This window comes from Microbacterium sp. SORGH_AS_0862 (genome assembly GCF_030818795.1).
GTDB lineage: Bacteria > Actinomycetota > Actinomycetes > Actinomycetales > Microbacteriaceae > Microbacterium.
In genome coordinates, this window is the sequence record NZ_JAUTAY010000001.1 from 906290 (window position 1) to 926593 (window position 20304).

The window sequence follows — 20304 nt, forward strand, 5'->3', positions numbered from 1 at the left end:
GTCGTTGAGCGAGCCGCAGGCGAGACGAAACGCCGGGCTTCATGCCCAGAGCATCGCCTCCACGTCGTCCACGAGCGCCGGCGCACCGCCCGCCATCGCGATCCGCTCGCCGATCCGACGGGATGCGGCGGCGTACCGCGGATCGGCCAGCACACGGTCGACGGCGCGGGCGATCTGCGACGGCGACGGCCGGCCGGTGCCGAGACTGAGACCGGCGCCGGAGAACTGCACGCGCGCCGACGTCTCCACCTTGTCCTCGCTGTCGCCGGCCACGACGATCGGCACCCCGTGACGCATGGCCTGGTGCAGGCCGCCGTAGCCGCCGTTCGTGACGAAGACGCTCGTGCGCGGCAGCAGGCGGTCGTAGGGCAGGTAGTCCGCGGCGAACGCGTTGCGCGGCAACGGGGGCAGATCGGATGCGGCCCTGCCGCCGGCCGTGAGCACCACTTGCACCGGGCGGTCAGCGAGGGCCTGCAGCGACGGACCGATGAGCTCGGAGAAGTCGGTGTTCGCGACGGTCCCCTGCGTCACGTGCACGACGGGCACGTCCGGGTCGAGCCGGTCGATGAGCTCCCCCGCGGATCCGCTGGATGCGGCGGGCGCCGCCATCGGGCCGTAGAAGCGGAGGTGTGCGGGCGCGTCGCTGCGCGGGTACTCGAACTCGGCGACGGTGAACTGCGCGAGCAGGTCGCTGCGCGCGAGAACGTCCATGAAGAAGGCACCGTCGAGCCCCGGGGCGTCGAGCCGGGCGAGCAGGTCGTCGAGCGCGCGATGGGCGCCCGACAATACCCAGCGGGCTGAGCGGTTGAGCACCGCATCCCGCATCCGTCCGATGCCGCGCCAGCGCGCCGGCACGATACCGAGCCCGTAGGGCGGGCAGTCGCGGCTGGAGAACCCGGCGGGGCCGACGCCGCACATGACGACGAGCGGCCGTTCGGATGCGGGGCGCGCGAGCAGCCCCTGCACGCCGAGGAACGTCATGTCGTGGAACACGACGTCGACGGGCTCTTCCGCGAGGAGGGCGTCGAGCTTCTGCGCGGCGGGCAGCGCCGGGCGCACGAAGGCCTCCTCCACGCCGGCGTTGATGGTCGCGATCCCACGGTTGCGTCCGGTGGCGCCCACGGAGTCGAGGGTGTCCGCCTCGGCCGGGAGGGCGACGAAGTCGACGCCCGCAGCCCGCACGCGCTCCGCGTAGCGCGAGCCCGTCAGCATCCGCACCCGCCACCCGCGGCGCAGCAGCTCCCCGCCCGACGACGAGCATCGGGTCGACGTGGCCCACGGCGGGCATCGCGCAGAGCAGCGCGGACCGATTCGTAATTGACATGTTCGCCACACTAATGGATATTGAGGCACACCAACAGATCCGGGAGGACCGATCATGAGCACAGTAACCACGCCGGCGACCACCAAGCATCCCGCCTTCGCCGAGACGGACGCGAGGGCATGGGCGCGATGGGGCGGCGGCCTGATCGCGGCGGGCGGCGCACTTCTGCTCGCGGCGACCGTGGTCGAGGTCGCACTCCGCACCGAACCGACCGGGCCGGCCCTGCCGCTGTTCGCCGTGCTGTTCCTGGCGAGCGCGGCGATCCTCGCCGCGGCGATGCTGCCCCTCGCGTTGGGCACGATGGCGGCGAACGGGATCACGGGGAGCCGGGTGCGGGGAACCTTCGCGCTGCTCGGCTTCGGGGCCGTGTTCCTCGCGAATCAGCTCGTCTACTACGTGATGACCTACGGCACGCCGGGCGGCGCGGACGCGGCGCTCGGATGGCTGCCGCTCACCCTCGGGATCGTGCAGCTCGTGCTGCTGATCGTCGGCGCCGTGGGGGCCGTGCGTGCCGGAATCGCGACCGGCGCGGCGCGGTGGGCACTGCTGGCGCTGGCCGCGGTCGTCGCCGTCACCGGCGGTATCGCCTCGGCGAGCGATGACGTGGCGACCGTCACGATCGCACTCGTTTCGTCGTGCGTGGCGCAGATCGTCGTCGGTGTGGTGTTCCTGGCTGCGCGTCCGGCCGCGAGCGGCGGTACGGTCTGAGGATGCCCCGCGCGTACCACTCCCCCCGCCGCGAGGCCGAGGCGGCGGCCACGAGGGCGGGCATCGTGGCGGCGGCGGCGAGGCTGTTCATCCGAGATGGCTACGCGGCGACGTCGATGAAGGCGATCGCCGCGGAGGCGGGTGTCTCGGCGCAGACGGTGCAGCTGCACGGTCCGAAGCACGCGCTTCTCATCGCCGCGTTCGAGACGTCGTTCGCCGGCGACGAGGGGACGCACTCGCTCACCGAGCGTCCTCTCATCGCCGAGATCATGGCCGAGCCGGAGTTCGAGACCGCGCTCGATCGCTATGTCGCGTTCCTCACCGAGGCGAACCGGCGTTCGGCGGCGATAGTGCAGGCGATGATGGCGGCGGCGGATGCGGACGCCGCGGCTCGCGCGGCCTACCTCGAGCTCGAGGAACGGCGCCAGCGCGACATGCGACTGAGCGCGGTGTGGTTCGCCTCGCGTGGTCGCATCCCGGAGGCGGCGGTGGATGTGGCGGCGGACGTGCTGGGGCACCTGACGGGCCCGGCGACCTATCTCCACTTCACGCACGCGCGCGGATGGTCCGACGAGCAGTACGGCACCTGGGTCGCCACCCAGCTCACTCACCTCGCCAACTCCCTCCCGCCCGCCGGAAACCCCTCCGGTCGTTGAGCGAGCGCAGCGAGACGAAACGCCCCACACCCTCCCGTTCGTTGAGCGAGCGCAGCGAGACGAAACGCCCCCACCACGCAGAACTACTCACCCACGCCCAAACCGCAATACGTCCCCATTCCGCGCGGGATCAGGACAGTATGTGCTTGTCCCCCATTCGGTGGACTGTGTCCAACGAACCGATCACCGTAACATCGCACGCAGAGACGCGCCCCATGAATCCAGATGAATCACCCGACACATCACCGTCACATTCACCTGATAACGTGCGGCCCGTCAGCAAGGTACGACTGATGAAGGGGGAGGATGTGTCGACCGATTTCGAGGTCGACGCGACGACGGAGTCGCGGATAGCGAAGAACGCGTCACCGTCTCTTCCCGACCATTTCCTGCTCCCCAAGACTCCGGCAACGGCTCAGCAGCCCGTCATCTCGGATGCGGCCCGCCAAGCTCTCACGACCGGCCCGATCCCGACACCCGATCGGGTGCCGAAGAACTGGCGCCGCGGCTATCAGCGCCGCCTGTGGGTCAGCGACCTACTTGCGGTCGTCTGGGTGGTCTTCGGCACCCAGATCGCCTGGTTCGGCCTCGGCAACGCCCAGCTCGTCATCGCCCACGACTCTCGCTGGACCGACCTCTCTTACTGGGTGTTCTCCGCCATCCTCGTGATCACCTGGATGGGCGCCCTGTCGTGGAGCGACTCCCGCAGCCCCCGCGTGTTCGGCACCGGCTCTTCCGAGTATGTGCGCGTCGCGGATTCGAGCCTGCGCCTGTTCGGCGCAGTCGCGATCGTGGCCTTCCTCTTACAGATCGACCTGGCCCGAGGATTCCTGCTCATCAGCCTGCCGCTCGGCATCCTCGTCCTCCTCGTCGTGCGCTGGCTCTGGCGGCAGTGGCTGATCGCGCAGCGGTCTGTGGGCGAGTACGCGGCCCGGGTGCTGCTGGTCGGCTCGGTCGAGTCGGTGGCAAACATCGCTCGTGAGCTCGCCCGCACGCCGAGCGCCGGCTACAAGGTGGTCGGCGCGTGCACTCCCACGGGCAAGGTCGGCGCGCTCGTGCCGGGAACCGACATCCCGATGATGGGAAGCGTGAACGCGGTGGACCGCGCCATGGAGCGCGCCGGCGCCGACACCGTCGCGGTCACCAGCACCGACGAGCTGCCGCCCACGAAAGTGAAAGAGATCTCCTGGGGGCTGCAAGCCGGCCGCCAGCACCTGGTGCTCGCGCCGAGCATCGTCGATATCGCAGGCCCGCGCCTGCACACCCGCCCCGTCGCCGGACTCCCCCTGATCCACGTCGAGACGCCGCGCTTCAGCAAGGGCCAGCTCTTCCTGAAGCGCACCGTCGATATCCTCGCGAGCACGATCGGCGTGGTCCTGCTCAGTCCTGTTCTCGCCTTCCTCGCCATGAGCATCCGTCTGTCGTCGGAGGGCCCCGTGCTCTTCCGGCAGACGCGCATCGGACGCGGCGGTCGCGAGTTCACGATGCTCAAGTTCCGCTCGATGGTCACCAACGCCGAGGAGCTGCTCGAGAATCTGCAGCGCCAGCGGCGCGAAGAGGGCATCGATTCGGGCAACGAAGTGCTGTTCAAGATGAAGAACGACCCGCGCGTCACGCCCATCGGGCGCGTCATGCGCAAGTTCAGCCTCGATGAGCTGCCGCAGCTATTCAACGTGATCGGCGGCTCGATGTCGCTGGTCGGGCCGCGCCCGCCGCTGCCGAACGAGGTCGAGCAGTACGCCACGCACGTGCACCGCCGCTTCCTCGTGAAGCCCGGCATCACCGGCCTCTGGCAGGTGAGCGGCCGCTCCAGCCTCTCGTGGGAAGAGACCGTACGTCTCGACCTCTCCTACGTCGAGAACTGGTCAATGCTCGGCGACTTTGTCATCCTCACCAAGACCGCCAAAGCCGCGCTCGCCCCCGGCGAGACGGCCCACTGAACGCCCCTGCAGCACCTTGAGGATTGGTAGATCTTGACTCGGTATCTCATCACAGGCGACGCTGGCTTCATCGGCTTTCACCTTTCCAGATTGCTTGTCAACCAGGGTCATGAGGTCCTCGGCCTCGACGGAATGACCGATTACTACGATCCGCAGTTGAAGCGCGACAGACTGGCCGTTCTGGAGGCACTCGGCGGCTTTACCCACACCACCGTCATGCTTGAGAACCTTGCGGATGCTCGACCCGACGTTGAGGAGTTTGCCCCGGAGGTGGTTATCCATCTAGCCGCGCAGGCAGGTGTCAGATACAGCCTGGAGAATCCGGACGCCTACATCTCCTCGAATGTGGAGGGCACGCTGCGGCTACTCGAGTTGGCGCGCGACCTAAAACCCAAGCACCTGATGATCGCGTCCACATCTTCGGTCTACGGGGGCAACACGTCGATGCCGTTCTCTGAGTTGGACTCCACTCGATCACCAATGTCCCTCTATGCGGCGACGAAGCTCGCGACTGAAGCACTCTCGCACTCCTTCTCGCACCTATGGTCCATTCCGACGACGGTGTTTCGCTTCTTCACTGTGTACGGCCCGTGGGGCCGACCGGACATGGCGCTCTTCAAGTTTGTGAGCGCCATCGAGGCCGGGCGTCCCATCGATGTTTACGGCCATGGAAAGATGGCTCGGGACTTCACGTACGTCGACGATCTTGTAGCCGCTATCGTCGCGCTCAGCACCACCATCCCCTATGCGGGTTCGACCGTCTCTCCCGTAGACACCTTGAGTCCCGTAGCTCCCCACCGAGTGGTCAATCTCGGCGGCGGCCAGCCTGTCGCGCTGATGGACTTCATCGAAGCAGTGGAGAGAGCCCTCGGGACGACAGCTGAGAAGGTCCTGCTCCCGATGCAACCGGGCGACGTCGTAGCCACCTCATCGGACCCGACCTTGCTGCGCCAGTTGATCGGCACCGTTCCATCGACATCTGTGGGCGAAGGCGTGCGCGCGTTCGTTGAGTGGCACGCCAACTACTTCGCACAGAGGCGCGGCAACGACTGACGGAGGCGTCGCAGAACGCAACTCCGTGAGTCGAGAGGCCTAGTGGGAGAAGGAGCGCAACGCGCTAGTCCTGGCAATCTGTGTCAGGCACCAACACAGAACCACGGGCAGGCTGAGGGTGAGATTGCGGCATCACCTGCATTCAACGACCGCGCGGGTCGAGTCGCGCCCGAAGCGTTAAACCGGTTCAGGCTTGCGGACATCACGGATAACGCACTGGAGAGGTCGAACTCCTGCTGTTGAGCCGATCAGAGTCCGTCCGCTTCGATCGACTTGCAAGCCAATCAACCTATCGACCGAGGGCTGCAAGCATCATGTGTGCTGACAGAGGTAGACCAGCTCCGAGGCTGAGCCGTGGCCTGCGAACTCAGGCAAGCACGACGAGCTCGAGTCGATGAACTACATCGACACGGCCGCGGGCAGCGGGACTGTAGACCTGCTCTGGTCACTGCTGCCGACGAACTTCCTTGCTTAACCGTGAGCCACCGAAAGAAGCGCGGCTGATGGTTGCGCTCTTGGGACAAACCGAAACAGCGCAGCCGACGGGCCGGCGATCCCTCCAGCGACTGGCACCCGTCAACTGCAAGGCGAAGCTAGTGGAGTCGTTCGCCCCCTGCTCTTAAGCAGTCACCGATCTGCTCCTCACGCCCGGTCCGCGACCGGCCGCACGCGACCACCTCGCGGCACCGCGGAACCCTGACGCTTGCGTACGACAACCGCGAGCATCCTGCGGACGATCTCAATCACGATCGCGTAGAACAGCAGCCGGACAGCGGATCTCAGATTGTACTGGACCATCTGCAATGAGAAAAGCGCGGTCAACGCGATCAGCAGCCCACCGTAGATGAGACTTCCCCCTACAAGCTGCCGCCGTACCGACAACTCGATCCAGGCAAGAGCCGCCCCCAGGCCGGCAAAGAACGGGGCGACCGCCGTCCAGCCAATTGCGCCAAGCTCGCCGATTCCAGCCATCGGCGTAAAGAAATTCAAGCGCAATCGCTGATACGAGTCGTAGAAACCCGCGGCATCCCCGGGGAGCGGATTGAGCGCCACCAGAAGATCAGACAGGTAGACAGGATGGCCACCGTAGGCAGACTCGCCGATGATTGGAAACGAAACTAGAACGTTGTTTACCGCGCCGAACCAGTCAATATCCTCCCAGTCAAGATGCGAGAGCGTTGCGACGTAGGGGATAATCCCGTGCATGGAGTTGGACCTGAACTCAAGCGGCAACGGCAACAGGAGGAGAGAAAGAACTCCACCCAGCAAGAGCCCCCGACGCGTACCGGCTGTATTGCGTGCGAGAAAAAACCCCAACGCGAACAACACAGGCAAGAGCGCGAAGCGCCGGGAACCGAACGACAGCATGAGCATTACGTAGCAAGCAAGTAACGGGTACGAACCCAGCTTGAGCCCGAGAGAGCCCGTCGCAGCGACGTATCCCAACACAACCACCGCTACAACCGCCAACTGCGCGCCGAGACTCGCCACGATCCCTCCGCGCGCTCCAACCAGGTAGTAGGAACGTTCAAAGAAGTCGGCAAGAGGCACATCAGAAAGGAACATCGCCAACGGTACCGCTGAAGCCAAAAGCACCCAGATGTTCGCGGGCCGCGCCTGCCAGGTGATCGCCGTTGGCCTGGCCCTACCACCTCGGAACAAGCTAAGGCACACGCCGGCACTGAGAACCATAATTGAAGCACTCACGCTGATGAGAATCAGAGTGCGCCAAGCCACATCTTCCGGCAAGTCAATTATGATGCTGACGCCCGCGGTCTCCTTGGCCAGTTCGTGCCGGAGAGAGTAACCCAGCGCGGCAATTGAAGCGAACACGAAGAGAACAATCGACACCGGCGACGCGTATGCAGGATTAAGTCGCCTCCGCACGAGAAACCAGGATACGAATGGGAGCGCCATCAGCAGTGAAGCTGGCGCAAGTTCGGCGCCGCCAAGAACGAAAGCGACAAAAAGAGACAGGCCAATGACTCCGAGGAGCCAAGCTATTAAACGCATGCGCCGCGTGCCTCACTATCTACGAAAGATCCGGCTACGTTCACGCGGCAGCGCCGCTTGGCGATCAGAGTCGCCCTGGTCGCCCATCGCGAAGGCTCGACTCCCGACGCGATGTTGGCACCAGCTAGAAACAAGCAGAACACGCCCTCTGGCTTCCATGCCCGCGGCTTCGTGACGAAAGCCGCGAACTTACAACTAGCTGCCCTCACGAACAGCACAACATAACTGTAACTTCGGGTAGACACCTCCGACAAAGATCTGCTGTACGAGTCCTTACCTGACGCTCGATCAGCACCCCGCTCTGCGCTGTTCGGGTCGGCGGGGGCGCACACACCCATCGAGCCACTGCCACCGAGTCCGATTCTTTCATGAAGTTCCAGGGCGAAGTCCCTGCGGCAGAACATCTCATCATGCGCAGCGCGGCTCAGGACACGCATACGCGTGGATCTGTCGGCATTCATTCGCACACTCCGAAAACAAACTCAGCGACGCCGACGACTGACTTCGAAGTCCGTGATGCGTTTGGCGACATATGCTTCCGTATCACCAATCACCTTCGCTGGGTTCCCGGCAGCAACAGCGCGCGCGGGAATGTCGCGCGTAACTACCGAGCCCGAGCCGACGATCGCGCCGTCGCCGATTGTCACACCGGGGAGAATCATCACGTCCATTCCGACGAAAACTCGACTACCGATCCAAACGGCTGAGCGCTTAACATACTCGCTATCCGGCGCAGCTGCCAGGCCCAGATCTTCGACAGCGCGATCGAGGCTGAAGTCGTGCGTTAGCACCTTCACATAGTGGCTGAGAACTGTTCGATCGCCGATGTGAATTGCGCCTCGAAATGAAATGTCGAAGTAGGCGCGAGGACTAACCCACAATGGGAGCCCTTCAATATCAACACCAGACCGCGATAGCAAGTAGGAACTCAACTTTCGATAGCGTTCTTGACTAAACCGGTCAATTAACGACGCTGCGGGCAAGAGCCTATGGAACACGTTTCCTCCTTCTCACACACCCAGCGCAACGCAACACGCACTGGACACGACAATCAAGGCACCCATTATCGCCGCTTCTCTCCACGGTGCCGCTTTCTGCATGAGCAGCAGCTGCGTCAGGGCGACAACAATCTCGCGCCCCAGCACTGCCCACGCCGCGAGTTGAAGCGAACTGAATGCCGCGAGTGCGATAAGCGGAGCAACCATCAGTCCGGCGATAGGCGCCCAAAGCGCTCGACGACTCCGGTCAAGATGAATGTGCACTGGGGCAGCGCACCAAGACAACGCGGACGGGATCGACGCAATCACGATAACCGGGACAATCTGGAGGGCCTCTGCCCAGCTGGGCCCGAGGATCGGTGCGAGAACGATAAAGCTCACCCCAAGGACGGGTGCAGCTGCCGCCGCGTTGAGCAGCATTCCAGATCGCACATGCCGACCTACGACACTTCGGATCTTACTTTGGTCACGACCGACGTTCGTTAGATCGACCCTGAGCACACTGGCTTGAGCGGCTGCGATTGAATCCCCCGCGCTTCGTCCTATCGATCCGGCGACCGAGTACAAACCGAGCGCGACAGTTCCCGCGAAGCCTCCTATCAAGACTCGGTCTGCTTGGCCCTGAATCCAGGCGAGAAGGCTGTAGGCCTGCATGCTCTTAAAGGCAGACCGCGCTTCTTGCCCCCGGACCGTTGTGACGACGTCCCTCCGGGTCTGCACAGACCGTCGCACAAGCAACCAGAACGCGGTCTCCGCCACGAGCAGAGTGACGCTCGCACCAAGAACCGATCTGCTCAACACCGCAACTGGGACACCGCCCACAAGAGCAACGACTGCCGCGACCGCGCGAGCACCAGAGACGTATCGCCAATGCCCAGCCAGTTGGAGCCGTGCCATGTCGGCCGTTGATAGACAGGTAAAACATGGGACAGCAGCCAGTGGCAGCAGAGCTGTGGATGTCCATACCCAATCGTCGAAGCTGAGGGTCAAGCTGAGCACTCCAACCACGCAGAGCATGAAGAGTGCGCCACCCACGCTGCTCCAGAGCACGTAGCGTCGAATGAACCGACGCCCGTTCCGCGACGAGACCAGATTCACTGCAATCTGCCGCACAGGCTGGTCCGTCAACGACTGCAGAAAGGTCAGCCCGAGCATCGCCCAGGCATAGATCCCCACCTGCTGCGGGGAAGTGACCGCAGCGACGATCAGACTCGTTAGCGCAAGTAAGCCACGAGGGACCACCCGCTCAATCGCCGCCCAAGCGCTACGCAAGTCCCCTGCCACCCTGTACTCGCCCTACAGTCGCCCCGGGCGGCACATCAGCGTCCACAAAGGCTCCGGCCGCAACCCGCGATCGATCCCCCAGAGAGATGCCGCCGACCACGACTGAGTTGGGCAGAACGGTGACGCCTTCTCCGAGCGTGGGGTAGCCTCCTCGGCCCATGCCAATAGTGACACCCTGGTAGATTCGGGCGCCGTTCCCGACCTTCACCCCGGCTCCGACGACAATACCGATCGGGTGCGGGAGGTAAATTGCGCCCGCGATCTCTGCGGTTGCGGCTATGTCACACGAAAAGTGCCGAACTAGAGCTGACCGAATGAAAACGTAGGACGCCCGCGATTTCGCCGCAGTCGCGAGCCTCATCAAGAAGGCTGCCCCGAGTCCCGCATCTGCGAGGATCGCGATCAAACGCGATCTTCTTCGATAGGCAGAACCACCAATCTCAGCCAAGAGTTCTTGGTCAGCTCTGACTCCCCGCCAGGCGACGCCGAGCGCACTCACGGGAGCGGCACCGGCAGGTCGGGGCGATCAGCTAGTCTGCGATAACGCCATCGGTTCCCGACAGTCATGTGGGAGCACTCCGATCTTAGTAGACGGGATAGGTTACTCCGCGGAGTTTCCGCCGTGACGTCCAGATGGCCTCGAGATCGGGCGTGCGCAACATATGTCTCTCGTAGCTCAGGACTGTGCCTCACCCGATCGAGGTAGTCCTGGCCCCGCGTAACTTGGGACGGGCTCTCCCTGTATCCAATTAGCGGCACGGAGATTCGGCGCAGCCGGAAGCCCGCTGTAGCAAGCCTCAACCACAGCTCGTAATCCTGAGCAACCCGCAGCGGTCGATATCCTCCGACAGCGAGCAGGCAGTCTCTTCGCGCCGCCATAGTTGGGTGAAAGTAGGGGTTGTGAAAGAGCAGAGCGCTTGGCGACTCGTCGGAATTAAGCGGCACGACTGACGAAGGTCTGACCCGACCCGGACCTCCACCAAATCGAATGGCAGAACCAAAAACCACGTCATGCCTCTTGAGAGCATCAAGCTGCATCCGAAATCTCCACGGGAAAGCGACATCGTCCGCATCCATGCTGGCAACGAACTCGCTGTCCGTCTCAAGGAGCATGCGGATACGCGCGGCCCCCCCACCGCCGTTCTCATCCGATGTAATTAGGCGAACCCGAGAGTCACCAAACCTCGCAACGATCTTGATGGTGTCATCGGTGCTGCAATCGTCGAGGACGAGAAGTTCGCTATCACGGGGCATCGCCCGCAAAGTGCTGCGGATTGCTGTTGTTATATGCCCTGCCGCATTATATGCCGGCATCATAACTGTAAGTCGAGGCACGTTCTCAGCTCCTGTTAGGTTCGGCCGTCACCGCACGGGAGTAGTGTTCCACTAGTTCGTCAACCACTGCCTCGATACCTAATTCTGCTTCAAAGTAGGCTTGCGCTCCAGCTCGAAGCTCATCTCGGTGATTCGAATCCTGAATGATGAGATCGACCGCGTCAGCTAGTTCTTGTGGCGACCCGTCGGTGAGAGCTGCGGCACGGTACTCCGCGCACTTCTCCGCGATACCCAAAGACGTGGTTGCAACGACGGGCGTCCGTGCACGGAACGCCTCCAAGATCGACATCGGAAAGACTTCCCCCACGGACGGAAGCACGTACACCTCAGCGCTCTTCATGAGTTCGTCCGTACCATTCGGGTCGACGGGCCCTATCCACCTGATTCGCGCGGGCGACCGCGATATCGCCAACGCTACCGTCTCGCCCTCACCTTCATCTGGGCCCGCGATTATGTACTCGTAGTCCCTGCCTCTGGCGTGGAGAAGCGTAGCCATCTGGACGAACGCAACAGGCCGCTTCCGAGAATGCAATCGCGCGAGGAACAGGACGCGGCCCGCCATACTCTTCGTGTCGCTGGGCGACCCCGAAACAGCATCGACGGCCTCTCCTCTCGAGAGGCCGTTCTTGATCTGATGCACCTGTGCGGCCGCGCAGACCGACTTCAGATCTGTCGCTTCTTCCGATGTGAGCGCCAGCACCATCGCCGCATGACGTAGTGCTGGCCTCGTCGCGACAAGGTCCACGGGGCCCGCCAGTAGCCGGTCCGAAGCATCGACCATCCCGTGGGGTTGAAGCACATACGGTACGGATGCTCTCTTGGCCGCCAGCGCGGCAGGTAGCGTAATCAGGTCTCGGGCAAGGTGAATATGCACCAGGTCCGAACGGCCTATCTCCGCTTGCAGAAAGCGATTCAAGGCAGCCGACCGCATGCCGGCGAAACCAAACCGTTGGGAGATCAAAGCACCAGGAAATGTGCGAAGCCGGTACCCGTCGACCATGATGTCTGTGGTTTCGGCGGGCGGCGCTGCCGAAACGACAGTCACCTGATGCCCTCTGCGTGCGAGCTCGGCAGCCTGGGAGCGAGCCACGCGAACGGGCCCACCGAATGCTCCATCCGAGGATATGTATGTGACGACGTGCAGAATTCTCATGAGAACCGATCCCCAAGGTATCCATCGGGTCCCCATACTGCGTTTGGCGGAACAGCTCCACGAACGACAGTCATGGGTCTCACGACAGCTGATCGACCAACCTCGGCCCCACCAACGACCATGCAGCGACTGGTGACCCAAGCACCGTCACTAATGGCAATAGGGCGAGTAACTAGCGCCATGTCCCGCCGCATCGCGTGGCTGCCTGTCGTCAGGAACGTCTCTTGGGAGATCACGACATCACGCCCGATGTAGATGTGATCCTGGTTATGAAACCACACACCCTCACCGATCCAGCTGCGGTCTCCGATGTGAAGCTTCCATGGGAACTTCACGCGGGTGCGCGGGCGGAACACGACTCCCTGCCCGATTTCAGCTCCGAACATGCGGAGCACTCGGATTCGAAGGCCGGAACTGATCTGCCAGGCGTTCGTGACGAACAGAAGCTCGCAGATTGCCCAGAGGTAGACCTTCCACGCAGGCCGATCCCACGCCGCCCGCTCGCCGGGGGCCTTCGACAGGTCGATCACCGGGATGTCAGACACCGTCCACCTTTCGAAACGAGCGGGTAACCATGTCCGCTATATGGTCGGGTGCATGTCAACCCCTGCCCCCGCTGTCACTGTAGTCGGGCTCAACTTCCCCCCCGAGCCCACGGGTATCTCCCCCTACACAGGAGCGATGGCCCGAGGTCTGGCTGAACGCGGAGTCCGCGTCCGAGCCATCACAGCGCATCCTCATTATCCGGAGTGGCAAGTTTCGGCAGGTTACGGGCAGTGGTCGCGCAAGGAACTTCTGGCAGGGGTCCATGTGCATCGGGTGCTCCACTACGTTCCCAAACCGCCCACCGGCATCCGGCGATTGGTCTCGGAGATCACATTCGGGCTGAGGGCGTCCGCAGCCCGATGGGGTTCACCCGACGCCGTGGTCTTCGTTTCTCCCGCGCTCTTCTCCTCGTGCATCGCAATGCTGAAAGCACGTAGTTTCCACCGTCGCCGCCCGACGATCGTCTGGGTTCAGGACCTCTACAGCCTCGGCCTCTCCGAAACGGGCCAGGGCTCAGGCCTCGTCGGAAAGATCATGCAGCGCGCCGAGGGTTGGTTGCTGCGCCGAGCCGACAGAGTCGTCGTGATCCACGACCGGTTCGCCCGACGTGTCGCGGAGGACTTCGCGGTCCGGCCTGACCGGATCGAGGTCGTCCGTAACTGGACCCACCTCCCGCCCGCCCCTGACGGCGACCGCACCGAGGCGCGGCGAGCACGAGGCTGGGGCGATGAGACCGTCGTGCTCCACGCAGGCAACATGGGAGTCAAACAGGGGCTGGACAACGTCGTGGAGGCGGCCCGCTTGGCCGACGAACGCGAGGAGAACGTCCGGTTCGTTCTGCTCGGCAACGGCGGCGAACGCGATCGACTGCGCGCGTCGGCAGCGGGTATCCGTCGTATGGAGTTCATCGACCCGCTCCCGGATGCCGAGTTCGCGCAGGCCCTCGCGGCGGCCGATGTGCTCCTGGTGAACGAGCTTCCGGGCGTCGCCGAGATGGCGGTCCCCAGCAAGCTCACCTCCTACTTCTCGACCGGCCGACCTGTCCTAGCGGCCACGGACGAGAGCGGAATCACCGCGGAGGAAGTTCGAACGGCGGGCGCCGGAGTCGTGGTCGCGGCAGGATCTCCCGAAGCGCTCCTCGACGGCGCGGTGCAACTCGGCAGCGATCCGACAGCGTCGGCCGACCTCGGAGCGAGCGGAAAGCGTTACCGAGAGACGGTGCTCGACGAAACATTCGCGATCGATCGATTCGCTAACCTACTCACGCTGCTCACCAACGGGGGACGTTGAGCGGCGCCACGAGCAGACCTTGCTTAGCCCCCTGAATGGAGCTCTACCTTGACCAAGCGCGCTCTCATCACTGGTATCACTGGCCAGGATGGTTCGTATCTCGCCGAGCTGTTGCTCTCGAAGGGGTACGAGGTTCACGGCATCATCCGCCGCGCCTCCACCTTCAACACGCATCGGATCGATCACCTGTATACCGATCCGCACAACCCGGACACGAAGCTGTTCCTTCACTACGGCGACCTTTCTGACGGTGCTCGTATGGTGACGCTGTTGAGTGAGATCAACCCGGACGAGGTGTACAACTTGGCCGCGCAGTCGCATGTTCGGGTGTCGTTTGATGAGCCTGAGCACACTGCTGACACGACCGGTACTGGGACGATTCGTCTGCTGGAGGCGGTGCGTCTGTCGGGTATTTCTACGCGGTTCTATCAGGCGTCGACGTCGGAGTTGTACGGCGCGACTCCGCCTCCTCAGTCGGAGACGACGCCGTTCTATCCGCGTTCGCCGTACGCGGCCGCGAAGCTGTACTCGTACTGGATCACGAAGAACTACCGTGAGGCGTACGACATGTTCGCCGTGAACGGGATCCTCTTCAACCACGAGTCTCCTCGTCGCGGTGAGACGTTCGTCACGCGCAAGATCACTCGTGCGGTCGCCCGTATCAAGGCGGGTGTGCAGAAGGACATCTACCTCGGCAACCTCGACTCGATCCGCGACTGGGGTTACGCCGCCGAGTACGTCGAGGGCATGTGGCGCATCCTGCAGGCCGACGAGCCTGAAGATTTCGTGCTCGCGACCGGTGTCGGCTACACGATCAAGGACTTCCTGGAGACCGCGTTCGGTCATGTCGGGCTGGATTGGCAGGAGTTCGTGAAGTTCGACGAGCGGTACCTGCGCCCGACCGAGGTCGACGCGCTGATCGGCGACCCGGCCAAGGCGGCAGACAAGCTCGGATGGGTTCCCACGATCGATGGGAAGGAACTCGCCAAGCTCATGGTTGATGCCGACGTGGAAGAACTGGAGCACGGCTCAGATTGGATCGACACCGTGAAGCTGGCTTCGTGGGGCACGAAGTGACCACTGCCGTCGACGGAGTGCAGTACACGCCCGCGGAACTCGACCGTGACGCGACGTTCTACGTTGCAGGCCACCGAGGGCTCGTGGGTTCGGCGATCTGGCGCAAGCTGGAAGCATCGGGCTTCGAGAACATCGTGGGTCAGACGTCGGCTGAACTCGATCTGAAGAACCGCGACGCCGTCTTCGAGTACATGGGCGAGACGAAGCCGAAGTACGTCGTCCTGGCGGCGGCGAAGGTCGGCGGCATCATGGCCAACTCGACCTATCCCGTCGACTTCCTGAGCGACAACATGCGAATCCAGGTGAACGTCCTGGATGCGGCGCTCGCGAACGACGTCGAGCGGGTCCTGTTCCTCGGATCCTCCTGCATCTACCCGAAGTTCGCTGAGCAGCCGATCCGGGAGGACTCGCTGCTCACGGGTCACCTCGAGCCCACGAACGATGCGTACGCGATCGCGAAGATCGCCGGCATCCTCCAGACCCAAGCTGTCCGTCGCCAGTACGGCCTGCCGTGGATCAGCGCGATGCCGACCAACCTCTACGGACCGAACGACAACTTCTCCCCGAAGGGTTCGCACGTGCTGCCCGCCCTGATCCGCCGGTATGACGAGGCGGCGAAGGCGGGGGCGTCCTCCGTGACGAACTGGGGAACGGGGACACCCCGGCGCGAGTTCCTGCACGCCGACGACATGGCAGACGCGGTCCTGCACCTGATGGAGCACTACGACGGACCCGACCAGGTCAACGTCGGCACCGGCTCCGACGTCACGATTCGCGAGATCGCTGAAACCATCGCGACGGTCACCGGGTTCTCGGGTGAGACTGAATGGGACACGACGAAGCCGGACGGCACGCCGCAGAAGCTCCTTGATGTGTCGAAGCTCGCAGAAGCAGGGTGGACCGCGAAGATCGGGCTCGAGGAGGGCATGGAGCGTACCGTCGCCTGGTACCGCGACCACGTGGACTCCATCCGGGAGTAGCGGGTGTTCCGACACATCGTGCTGTTCCGCGTCTATGAGGACGTCGCAAACGAGCGAGTGACCGAAGCGATCGACGCGCTTCGGTCACTCTCGGTCTTGCCGGGTGTCACGCATTGGCGCGTTGAGGTATCGCTCGATGCGCGCAAAGGGCGGGTGATCGTAGAAGATGCGACGTTCGCGGATCGCCACGCATTCGACGGCTTTCGCATCCACCCCGAACACGTGCACGTGGCGGAGCAGCTGTCGCGCATCGCCGATTGGTGGAACGGCGACTACATCGCCTGAGCGGTGCTGATTCCCAGGCGCTGCAGGAGCTCGGCGCAACCCGGCCAAAGCGGCGACGGCAGCGAGCTCACGGGAAAGTACTCAAATCGGAGCGCCTCATTCATCGCCTCGATGTCGTCATCGATACCGATGACGAACGACAAGCCAATGGCATGCTTTCGCGGGTCATCCCCGAAGACCGTGCCATCGACCGGTGCGACCGCGGGCGGAAACCACTCGTAGACGTAGTCCGGCTGCGGGTTGAGCTGCAGCGCCGGCTCGATCCCGATGGTTTCGCGCGCGTGCCGCCGAATCGCATCGGCGATGGTCTCGCCGTGCTGGATACGGCCGCCGAGATGGCACCACACCTGCCCGTGAGGCGACTCGCGCAAGATCAGGCCGACCTCGCGAACACCTGCATCCGTCGTCCGCACGAGGACGAAATCCACACAGGCGATCGGCATGGACTGCTCGATCTGCAGGTAGAGGTCTGCGGGCAGGTAGCTCAACGTCATACCCCTCTCCACGTCTCCGATCGGAAACACGCGTCTGGTAGGAACTGATTAGCTGGATAACCACGGGCTCGTCGTTCGGTTCGACACACAGCAAGCTCAATCTACGGGGAGATTCATGAAGCTTTCGGTCATCGGTTGCGGCTACCTCGGGGCCGTTCACGCGGCGGCGATGGCATCGATCGGGCACGAAGTGGTCGGTATCGACGTCGACCAGCGCAAGATCGACGCGTTGTCGAAGGGCGAGGCGCCGTTCTTCGAGCCCGGCCTCCAGGAGATCCTCACCGAAGGGATCGCGTCCGGCAATCTCAGCTTCACAACCGATATGGCCGCCGCGCAGGGGGCGAAGGTCCACTTCGTCGGCGTCGGCACCCCGCAGCAGAAAGACGGCTACGCCGCCGACCTCACCTACGTGAATGCGGCGGTTGATGGCCTGCTCCCCTACCTCTCCGAGGGCGACATCGTGGCGGGCAAGTCCACCGTCCCTGTGGGCACTGCCGCGGGGCTCGCACCGCGGGTCACTGCCACGGGCGCGACGCTGGTGTGGAACCCCGAGTTCCTCCGCGAGGGCTTCGCCGTGCAGGACACCGTCGACCCCGACCGCCTCGTCGCGGGTGTGCCCGCCGGGGATGAAGGCGAGCGCGCGGCATCCGTGCTGCGCGAGATCTACCACCCCTCCGTCGCGAAGGGCACGCCCTTCATCGTCACCGACTACGCGACGGCTGAGCTGGTGAAGGTTTCAGCGAACGCGTTCCTCGCGACCAAGATCAGCTTCATCAACGCGATGGCCGAGATCGCCGAGGTCACAGGCGCTGACGTGACGCAACTGGCCGACGCCATCGGACATGACGCCCGCATCGGGCGGCGATTCCTCGGTGCCGGCATCGGCTTCGGTGGCGGCTGCCTCCCGAAGGACATTCGCGCGTTCAGCGCCCGTGCCGAGGAGCTCGGCCGCGGCGAATCGGTGGCGTTCCTCCGCCAGGTCGACGAGATCAACCTCCGCCGCCGTGAGCGTGCTGTGCAGTTGGTGGTCGAGGGGCTCGGCGGGTCGGTCTTCAAGAAGAACGTCACCGTGCTCGGCGCGGCGTTCAAGCCGCACTCCGACGACATCCGCGACTCGCCCGCCCTCGACGTCGCCGTGCGCCTGCACGGACTCGGCGCCTGGGTGACGGTGACCGATCCGGCGGCGATCGAGAACGCCCGTCGCGTGCACCCGCAGCTGAACTACGTCGAGGACCGCGACGAAGCACTGCGCGGTGCCGATGCGGTCATCATGGTGACCGAGTGGGACGAGTACCGCCGTGAGCTCGATCCCGAGCACGCGTCGACGCTCGCCGCGGGGCGGGTCGTTGTGGACGGCCGCAATGGGCTCGACGCGGCAGCGTGGCGCGCGGCGGGGTGGACCTACCTGGGGATGGGACGGCCGTAGCGAGCGCCTCTCGAGCGCGCCGTGTCGACTTCTCGCCCGGGTGCTCGCCCTACCTCCGCCGACGAGCGCGCATGGACGAAACGCGACGTTCACGATGGCCTCGTAAGGTGACCGCATGAACGCGGCGTCGGCCACGCAACCGTCTGAGACGAGACGCCGAAGCCGCCGATCATGGCCTGTCCGGCTTCGACGGGCGGTCCTGGTCGTCGGCACGGCTCTCGCCGTCGCCGTCGGTGGAATGGTGGTCGTCTACTGCTTCCCGCCGTCGGGAGACCCGACGGACGCCGACCTCGTGTATGTCATCGGACCGGCCACCGGCACGCGCATGGACGTGGCACAGTCGATCATCCACTCCACGGGGCGCGAAGACCTCCTCATCTCAGTCTCCGCTGGCAACACCACCAAGCTCGCTGCCGCGCAGATGCCGGCCTGTTCAGAGCCTCACGTCATCTGTGAGCACCCGATCCCTTCCACCACGAAGGGCGAGGCGCTCCTGCTCAACGAGTATGCGAAGACGCACGAGGTACACAAGGTCGTCGTCTTGACCGTCACGCCGCACGTTGCGCGTACGCGCTACATCTTCGCCAGGTGCTCCCCCGATATCGATGTGCAGGTCATCCCCGTCGACGAGCACCTTCGCTTCGAGGACTGGGTTCATCAGTTCGCCTATCAGACGGGTGCCTTCGTAAAGGCGATTGCGACGCCCTGCGCGAGCGACGACGGGTGACCGCGCGCCCGCGCTCGAGGGCGCGCGGTCCATGTGCGCCGACGTCAACGTCTGAGCTGCTCCCTAAGCTGCAGCCCCAACAGAAGGGGAGGCAATGGACACCACGTCATGGATCGGCCAGGTCAGTGTCGGTGTAGCTTCAGGGCTCATCGTTCTTCTCGCGCAGGCCTTCATCGACCGCACGAAGGGTCCGGCGAACGCCGCCGGCATGCACATCGGGCACACTGTCTCGACTACACAGGTTCAGATCAACATCGCTCAATCTGTCACGCAGCTGCCGCCGACCTCGCGCGTTCGCTCCGGTGAGCCGGCCGGCCCCGGCGCTGTGATCGTGGGGGCCTTGGTCACCATTGTCGTGTCCGCCGCGCTCTTTCTGCACCTGCACCCGTACCTCTTCGCTCTGTCGATTGGCATCGCGGCGGCACTGCTCGCGGGCGCGATCTACGCGTCGTTTCGCACCACGCAACTCCTCGGTCGCTGGCCCGCACCGGCGGTTGTCACAGCCATCGAGACCGTAGCTAGCACCATCGTCACGGTCGCCGTCTGGATCGGCGTCTACACCTCCAGCCGCGGCAACATGTCGCTGACGGCCATCAACGCCGCGACGACTCAACCCGCTCCGGACGGGCCCGAGCCTCTGTGGGTGAGATCCCTCATGACGCTTCCGCAACAAGCGAGCACCATGGTCGAGGTCTATGGCATGGAAGGCGCTTACTTCATCGCCTTCCTTGTACTCGCCGTCCTAGCATCCAACACCCTCCTCATCCTCACGGCAGCGGCCGTGTTCGATTGGCTCTCCTACATTCGCCTCGCACAGGGGGTCGTCCCTCGGGCGTTCATCGTGAGACGCGCAGCGCGTTTCGGCGCCAGCCAATGGGGCTACGCGCTCGCGTTCGCGCTCGTTGCTGCACTCGCTGTTGCAGGTTCAACGGGATGGTTCTTCGACCTCGCCTCGTCCACGCCTCCTCTGCCGAATGCGCTTCACGTAGCCTCTTAGATTGCCGCCCAGGCGCGA

At 64.0% G+C, this 20304-nt stretch carries 20 protein-coding genes; 11 read left to right on the forward strand and 9 right to left on the reverse strand.

Annotated elements, in window-relative coordinates; translation table 11 throughout:
• Nucleotides 1–39: 39 nt before the first annotated feature.
• Complete coding sequence (locus QE377_RS04160; RefSeq protein ID WP_307325867.1) at nucleotides 40–1212, reverse strand: glycosyltransferase; 1173 nt, start codon at nucleotides 1210–1212, stop codon at nucleotides 40–42.
• Between the two features lie 166 nt (nucleotides 1213–1378).
• Between QE377_RS04160 and QE377_RS04165 the strand changes: the two genes are divergently transcribed.
• From QE377_RS04165 to QE377_RS04180, 4 genes are all read left to right on the forward strand, one after another.
• Nucleotides 1379–2032 (forward strand): hypothetical protein, encoded by a 654-nt coding sequence (locus QE377_RS04165; RefSeq protein ID WP_307319888.1) that lies wholly within the window; start codon nucleotides 1379–1381, stop codon nucleotides 2030–2032.
• A 2-nt stretch (nucleotides 2033–2034) separates the two neighbouring features.
• Entirely contained in the window at nucleotides 2035–2688 is a 654-nt protein-coding gene (locus tag QE377_RS04170) for a TetR/AcrR family transcriptional regulator (protein ID WP_307319889.1), read from the forward strand.
• Between the two features lie 293 nt (nucleotides 2689–2981).
• Complete coding sequence (locus QE377_RS04175; protein WP_307319890.1) at nucleotides 2982–4628, forward strand: sugar transferase; 1647 nt, start codon at nucleotides 2982–2984, stop codon at nucleotides 4626–4628.
• Nucleotides 4629–4661: 33 nt separating this feature from the next.
• Nucleotides 4662–5681, forward strand: coding sequence for an NAD-dependent epimerase/dehydratase family protein (locus QE377_RS04180; protein ID WP_307319892.1), 1020 nt, complete (start codon nucleotides 4662–4664; stop codon nucleotides 5679–5681).
• Nucleotides 5682–6323: 642 nt separating this feature from the next.
• On the opposite strand, the gene QE377_RS04185 is transcribed toward QE377_RS04180, so the two are convergent.
• The 7 genes from QE377_RS04185 to QE377_RS04200 all read right to left on the reverse strand — a co-directional run bounded on the left by QE377_RS04185 (nucleotide 6324) and on the right by QE377_RS04200 (nucleotide 13009).
• On the reverse strand, nucleotides 6324–7532 hold the full coding sequence (locus QE377_RS04185) for a hypothetical protein (RefSeq protein ID WP_307319894.1): 1209 nt from the start codon (nucleotides 7530–7532) through the stop codon (nucleotides 6324–6326).
• A gap of 644 nt (nucleotides 7533–8176) precedes the next feature.
• Nucleotides 8177–8692, reverse strand: coding sequence for a DapH/DapD/GlmU-related protein (locus QE377_RS04190; RefSeq protein WP_307319895.1), 516 nt, complete (start codon nucleotides 8690–8692; stop codon nucleotides 8177–8179).
• A gap of 12 nt (nucleotides 8693–8704) precedes the next feature.
• Nucleotides 8705–9976: a lipopolysaccharide biosynthesis protein gene (locus QE377_RS17295; protein WP_373459511.1), complete on the reverse strand. Its 1272-nt coding sequence runs from the start codon at nucleotides 9974–9976 to the stop codon at nucleotides 8705–8707.
• Nucleotides 9957–10337 (reverse strand): hypothetical protein, encoded by a 381-nt coding sequence (locus tag QE377_RS17300; RefSeq protein ID WP_373459553.1) that lies wholly within the window; start codon nucleotides 10335–10337, stop codon nucleotides 9957–9959. Before QE377_RS17300 ends, QE377_RS17295 begins: the two co-directional genes overlap by 20 nt.
• A gap of 134 nt (nucleotides 10338–10471) precedes the next feature.
• Complete coding sequence (locus QE377_RS17305) at nucleotides 10472–11311, reverse strand: glycosyltransferase family 2 protein (RefSeq protein ID WP_373459512.1); 840 nt, start codon at nucleotides 11309–11311, stop codon at nucleotides 10472–10474.
• Nucleotides 11312–11315: 4 nt separating this feature from the next.
• On the reverse strand, nucleotides 11316–12500 hold the full coding sequence (locus tag QE377_RS04195; protein WP_307319897.1) for a glycosyltransferase: 1185 nt from the start codon (nucleotides 12498–12500) through the stop codon (nucleotides 11316–11318).
• Nucleotides 12461–13009, reverse strand: a complete 549-nt coding sequence (locus QE377_RS04200; protein WP_307319898.1) for an acetyltransferase — start codon at nucleotides 13007–13009, stop codon at nucleotides 12461–12463. The genes QE377_RS04195 and QE377_RS04200 overlap by 40 nt, the downstream gene beginning before the upstream one ends.
• A gap of 52 nt (nucleotides 13010–13061) precedes the next feature.
• Between QE377_RS04200 and QE377_RS04205 the strand changes: the two genes are divergently transcribed.
• The 4 genes from QE377_RS04205 to QE377_RS04220 are packed head-to-tail and all read left to right on the forward strand — an operon-like array spanning nucleotide 13062 to nucleotide 16642.
• Nucleotides 13062–14300, forward strand: coding sequence for a glycosyltransferase (locus tag QE377_RS04205; RefSeq protein WP_307319901.1), 1239 nt, complete (start codon nucleotides 13062–13064; stop codon nucleotides 14298–14300).
• Between the two features lie 48 nt (nucleotides 14301–14348).
• The gene (gene gmd / locus QE377_RS04210; RefSeq protein WP_307319903.1) at nucleotides 14349–15377 is read left to right on the forward strand and encodes a GDP-mannose 4,6-dehydratase; all 1029 of its coding nucleotides are present in this window, start codon (nucleotides 14349–14351) and stop codon (nucleotides 15375–15377) included.
• Nucleotides 15362–16357: a GDP-L-fucose synthase gene (locus QE377_RS04215; protein ID WP_307319906.1), complete on the forward strand. Its 996-nt coding sequence runs from the start codon at nucleotides 15362–15364 to the stop codon at nucleotides 16355–16357. The genes gmd and QE377_RS04215 overlap by 16 nt, the downstream gene beginning before the upstream one ends.
• A 3-nt stretch (nucleotides 16358–16360) precedes the next feature.
• Nucleotides 16361–16642, forward strand: a complete 282-nt coding sequence (locus QE377_RS04220) for a Dabb family protein (RefSeq protein WP_307319908.1) — start codon at nucleotides 16361–16363, stop codon at nucleotides 16640–16642.
• Here QE377_RS04220 and QE377_RS04225 read toward each other — a convergent pair.
• Complete coding sequence (locus QE377_RS04225) at nucleotides 16630–17136, reverse strand: DUF4916 domain-containing protein (RefSeq protein WP_307319910.1); 507 nt, start codon at nucleotides 17134–17136, stop codon at nucleotides 16630–16632. The genes QE377_RS04220 and QE377_RS04225 overlap by 13 nt on opposite strands.
• Nucleotides 17137–17251: 115 nt before the next feature.
• Here QE377_RS04225 and QE377_RS04230 point away from each other — a divergent pair, with 115 nt between their 5' ends.
• The 3 genes from QE377_RS04230 (at nucleotide 17252) to QE377_RS04240 (ending at nucleotide 20286) form a co-directional block, all read left to right on the forward strand.
• Nucleotides 17252–18562, forward strand: coding sequence for a UDP-glucose/GDP-mannose dehydrogenase family protein (locus tag QE377_RS04230; RefSeq protein WP_307319911.1), 1311 nt, complete (start codon nucleotides 17252–17254; stop codon nucleotides 18560–18562).
• Between the two features lie 115 nt (nucleotides 18563–18677).
• Entirely contained in the window at nucleotides 18678–19289 is a 612-nt protein-coding gene (locus QE377_RS04235) for a YdcF family protein (RefSeq protein WP_307319913.1), read from the forward strand.
• Between the two features lie 94 nt (nucleotides 19290–19383).
• On the forward strand, nucleotides 19384–20286 hold the full coding sequence (locus QE377_RS04240; RefSeq protein WP_307319914.1) for a hypothetical protein: 903 nt from the start codon (nucleotides 19384–19386) through the stop codon (nucleotides 20284–20286).
• The last annotated feature ends 18 nt before the right edge of the window (nucleotides 20287–20304 follow it).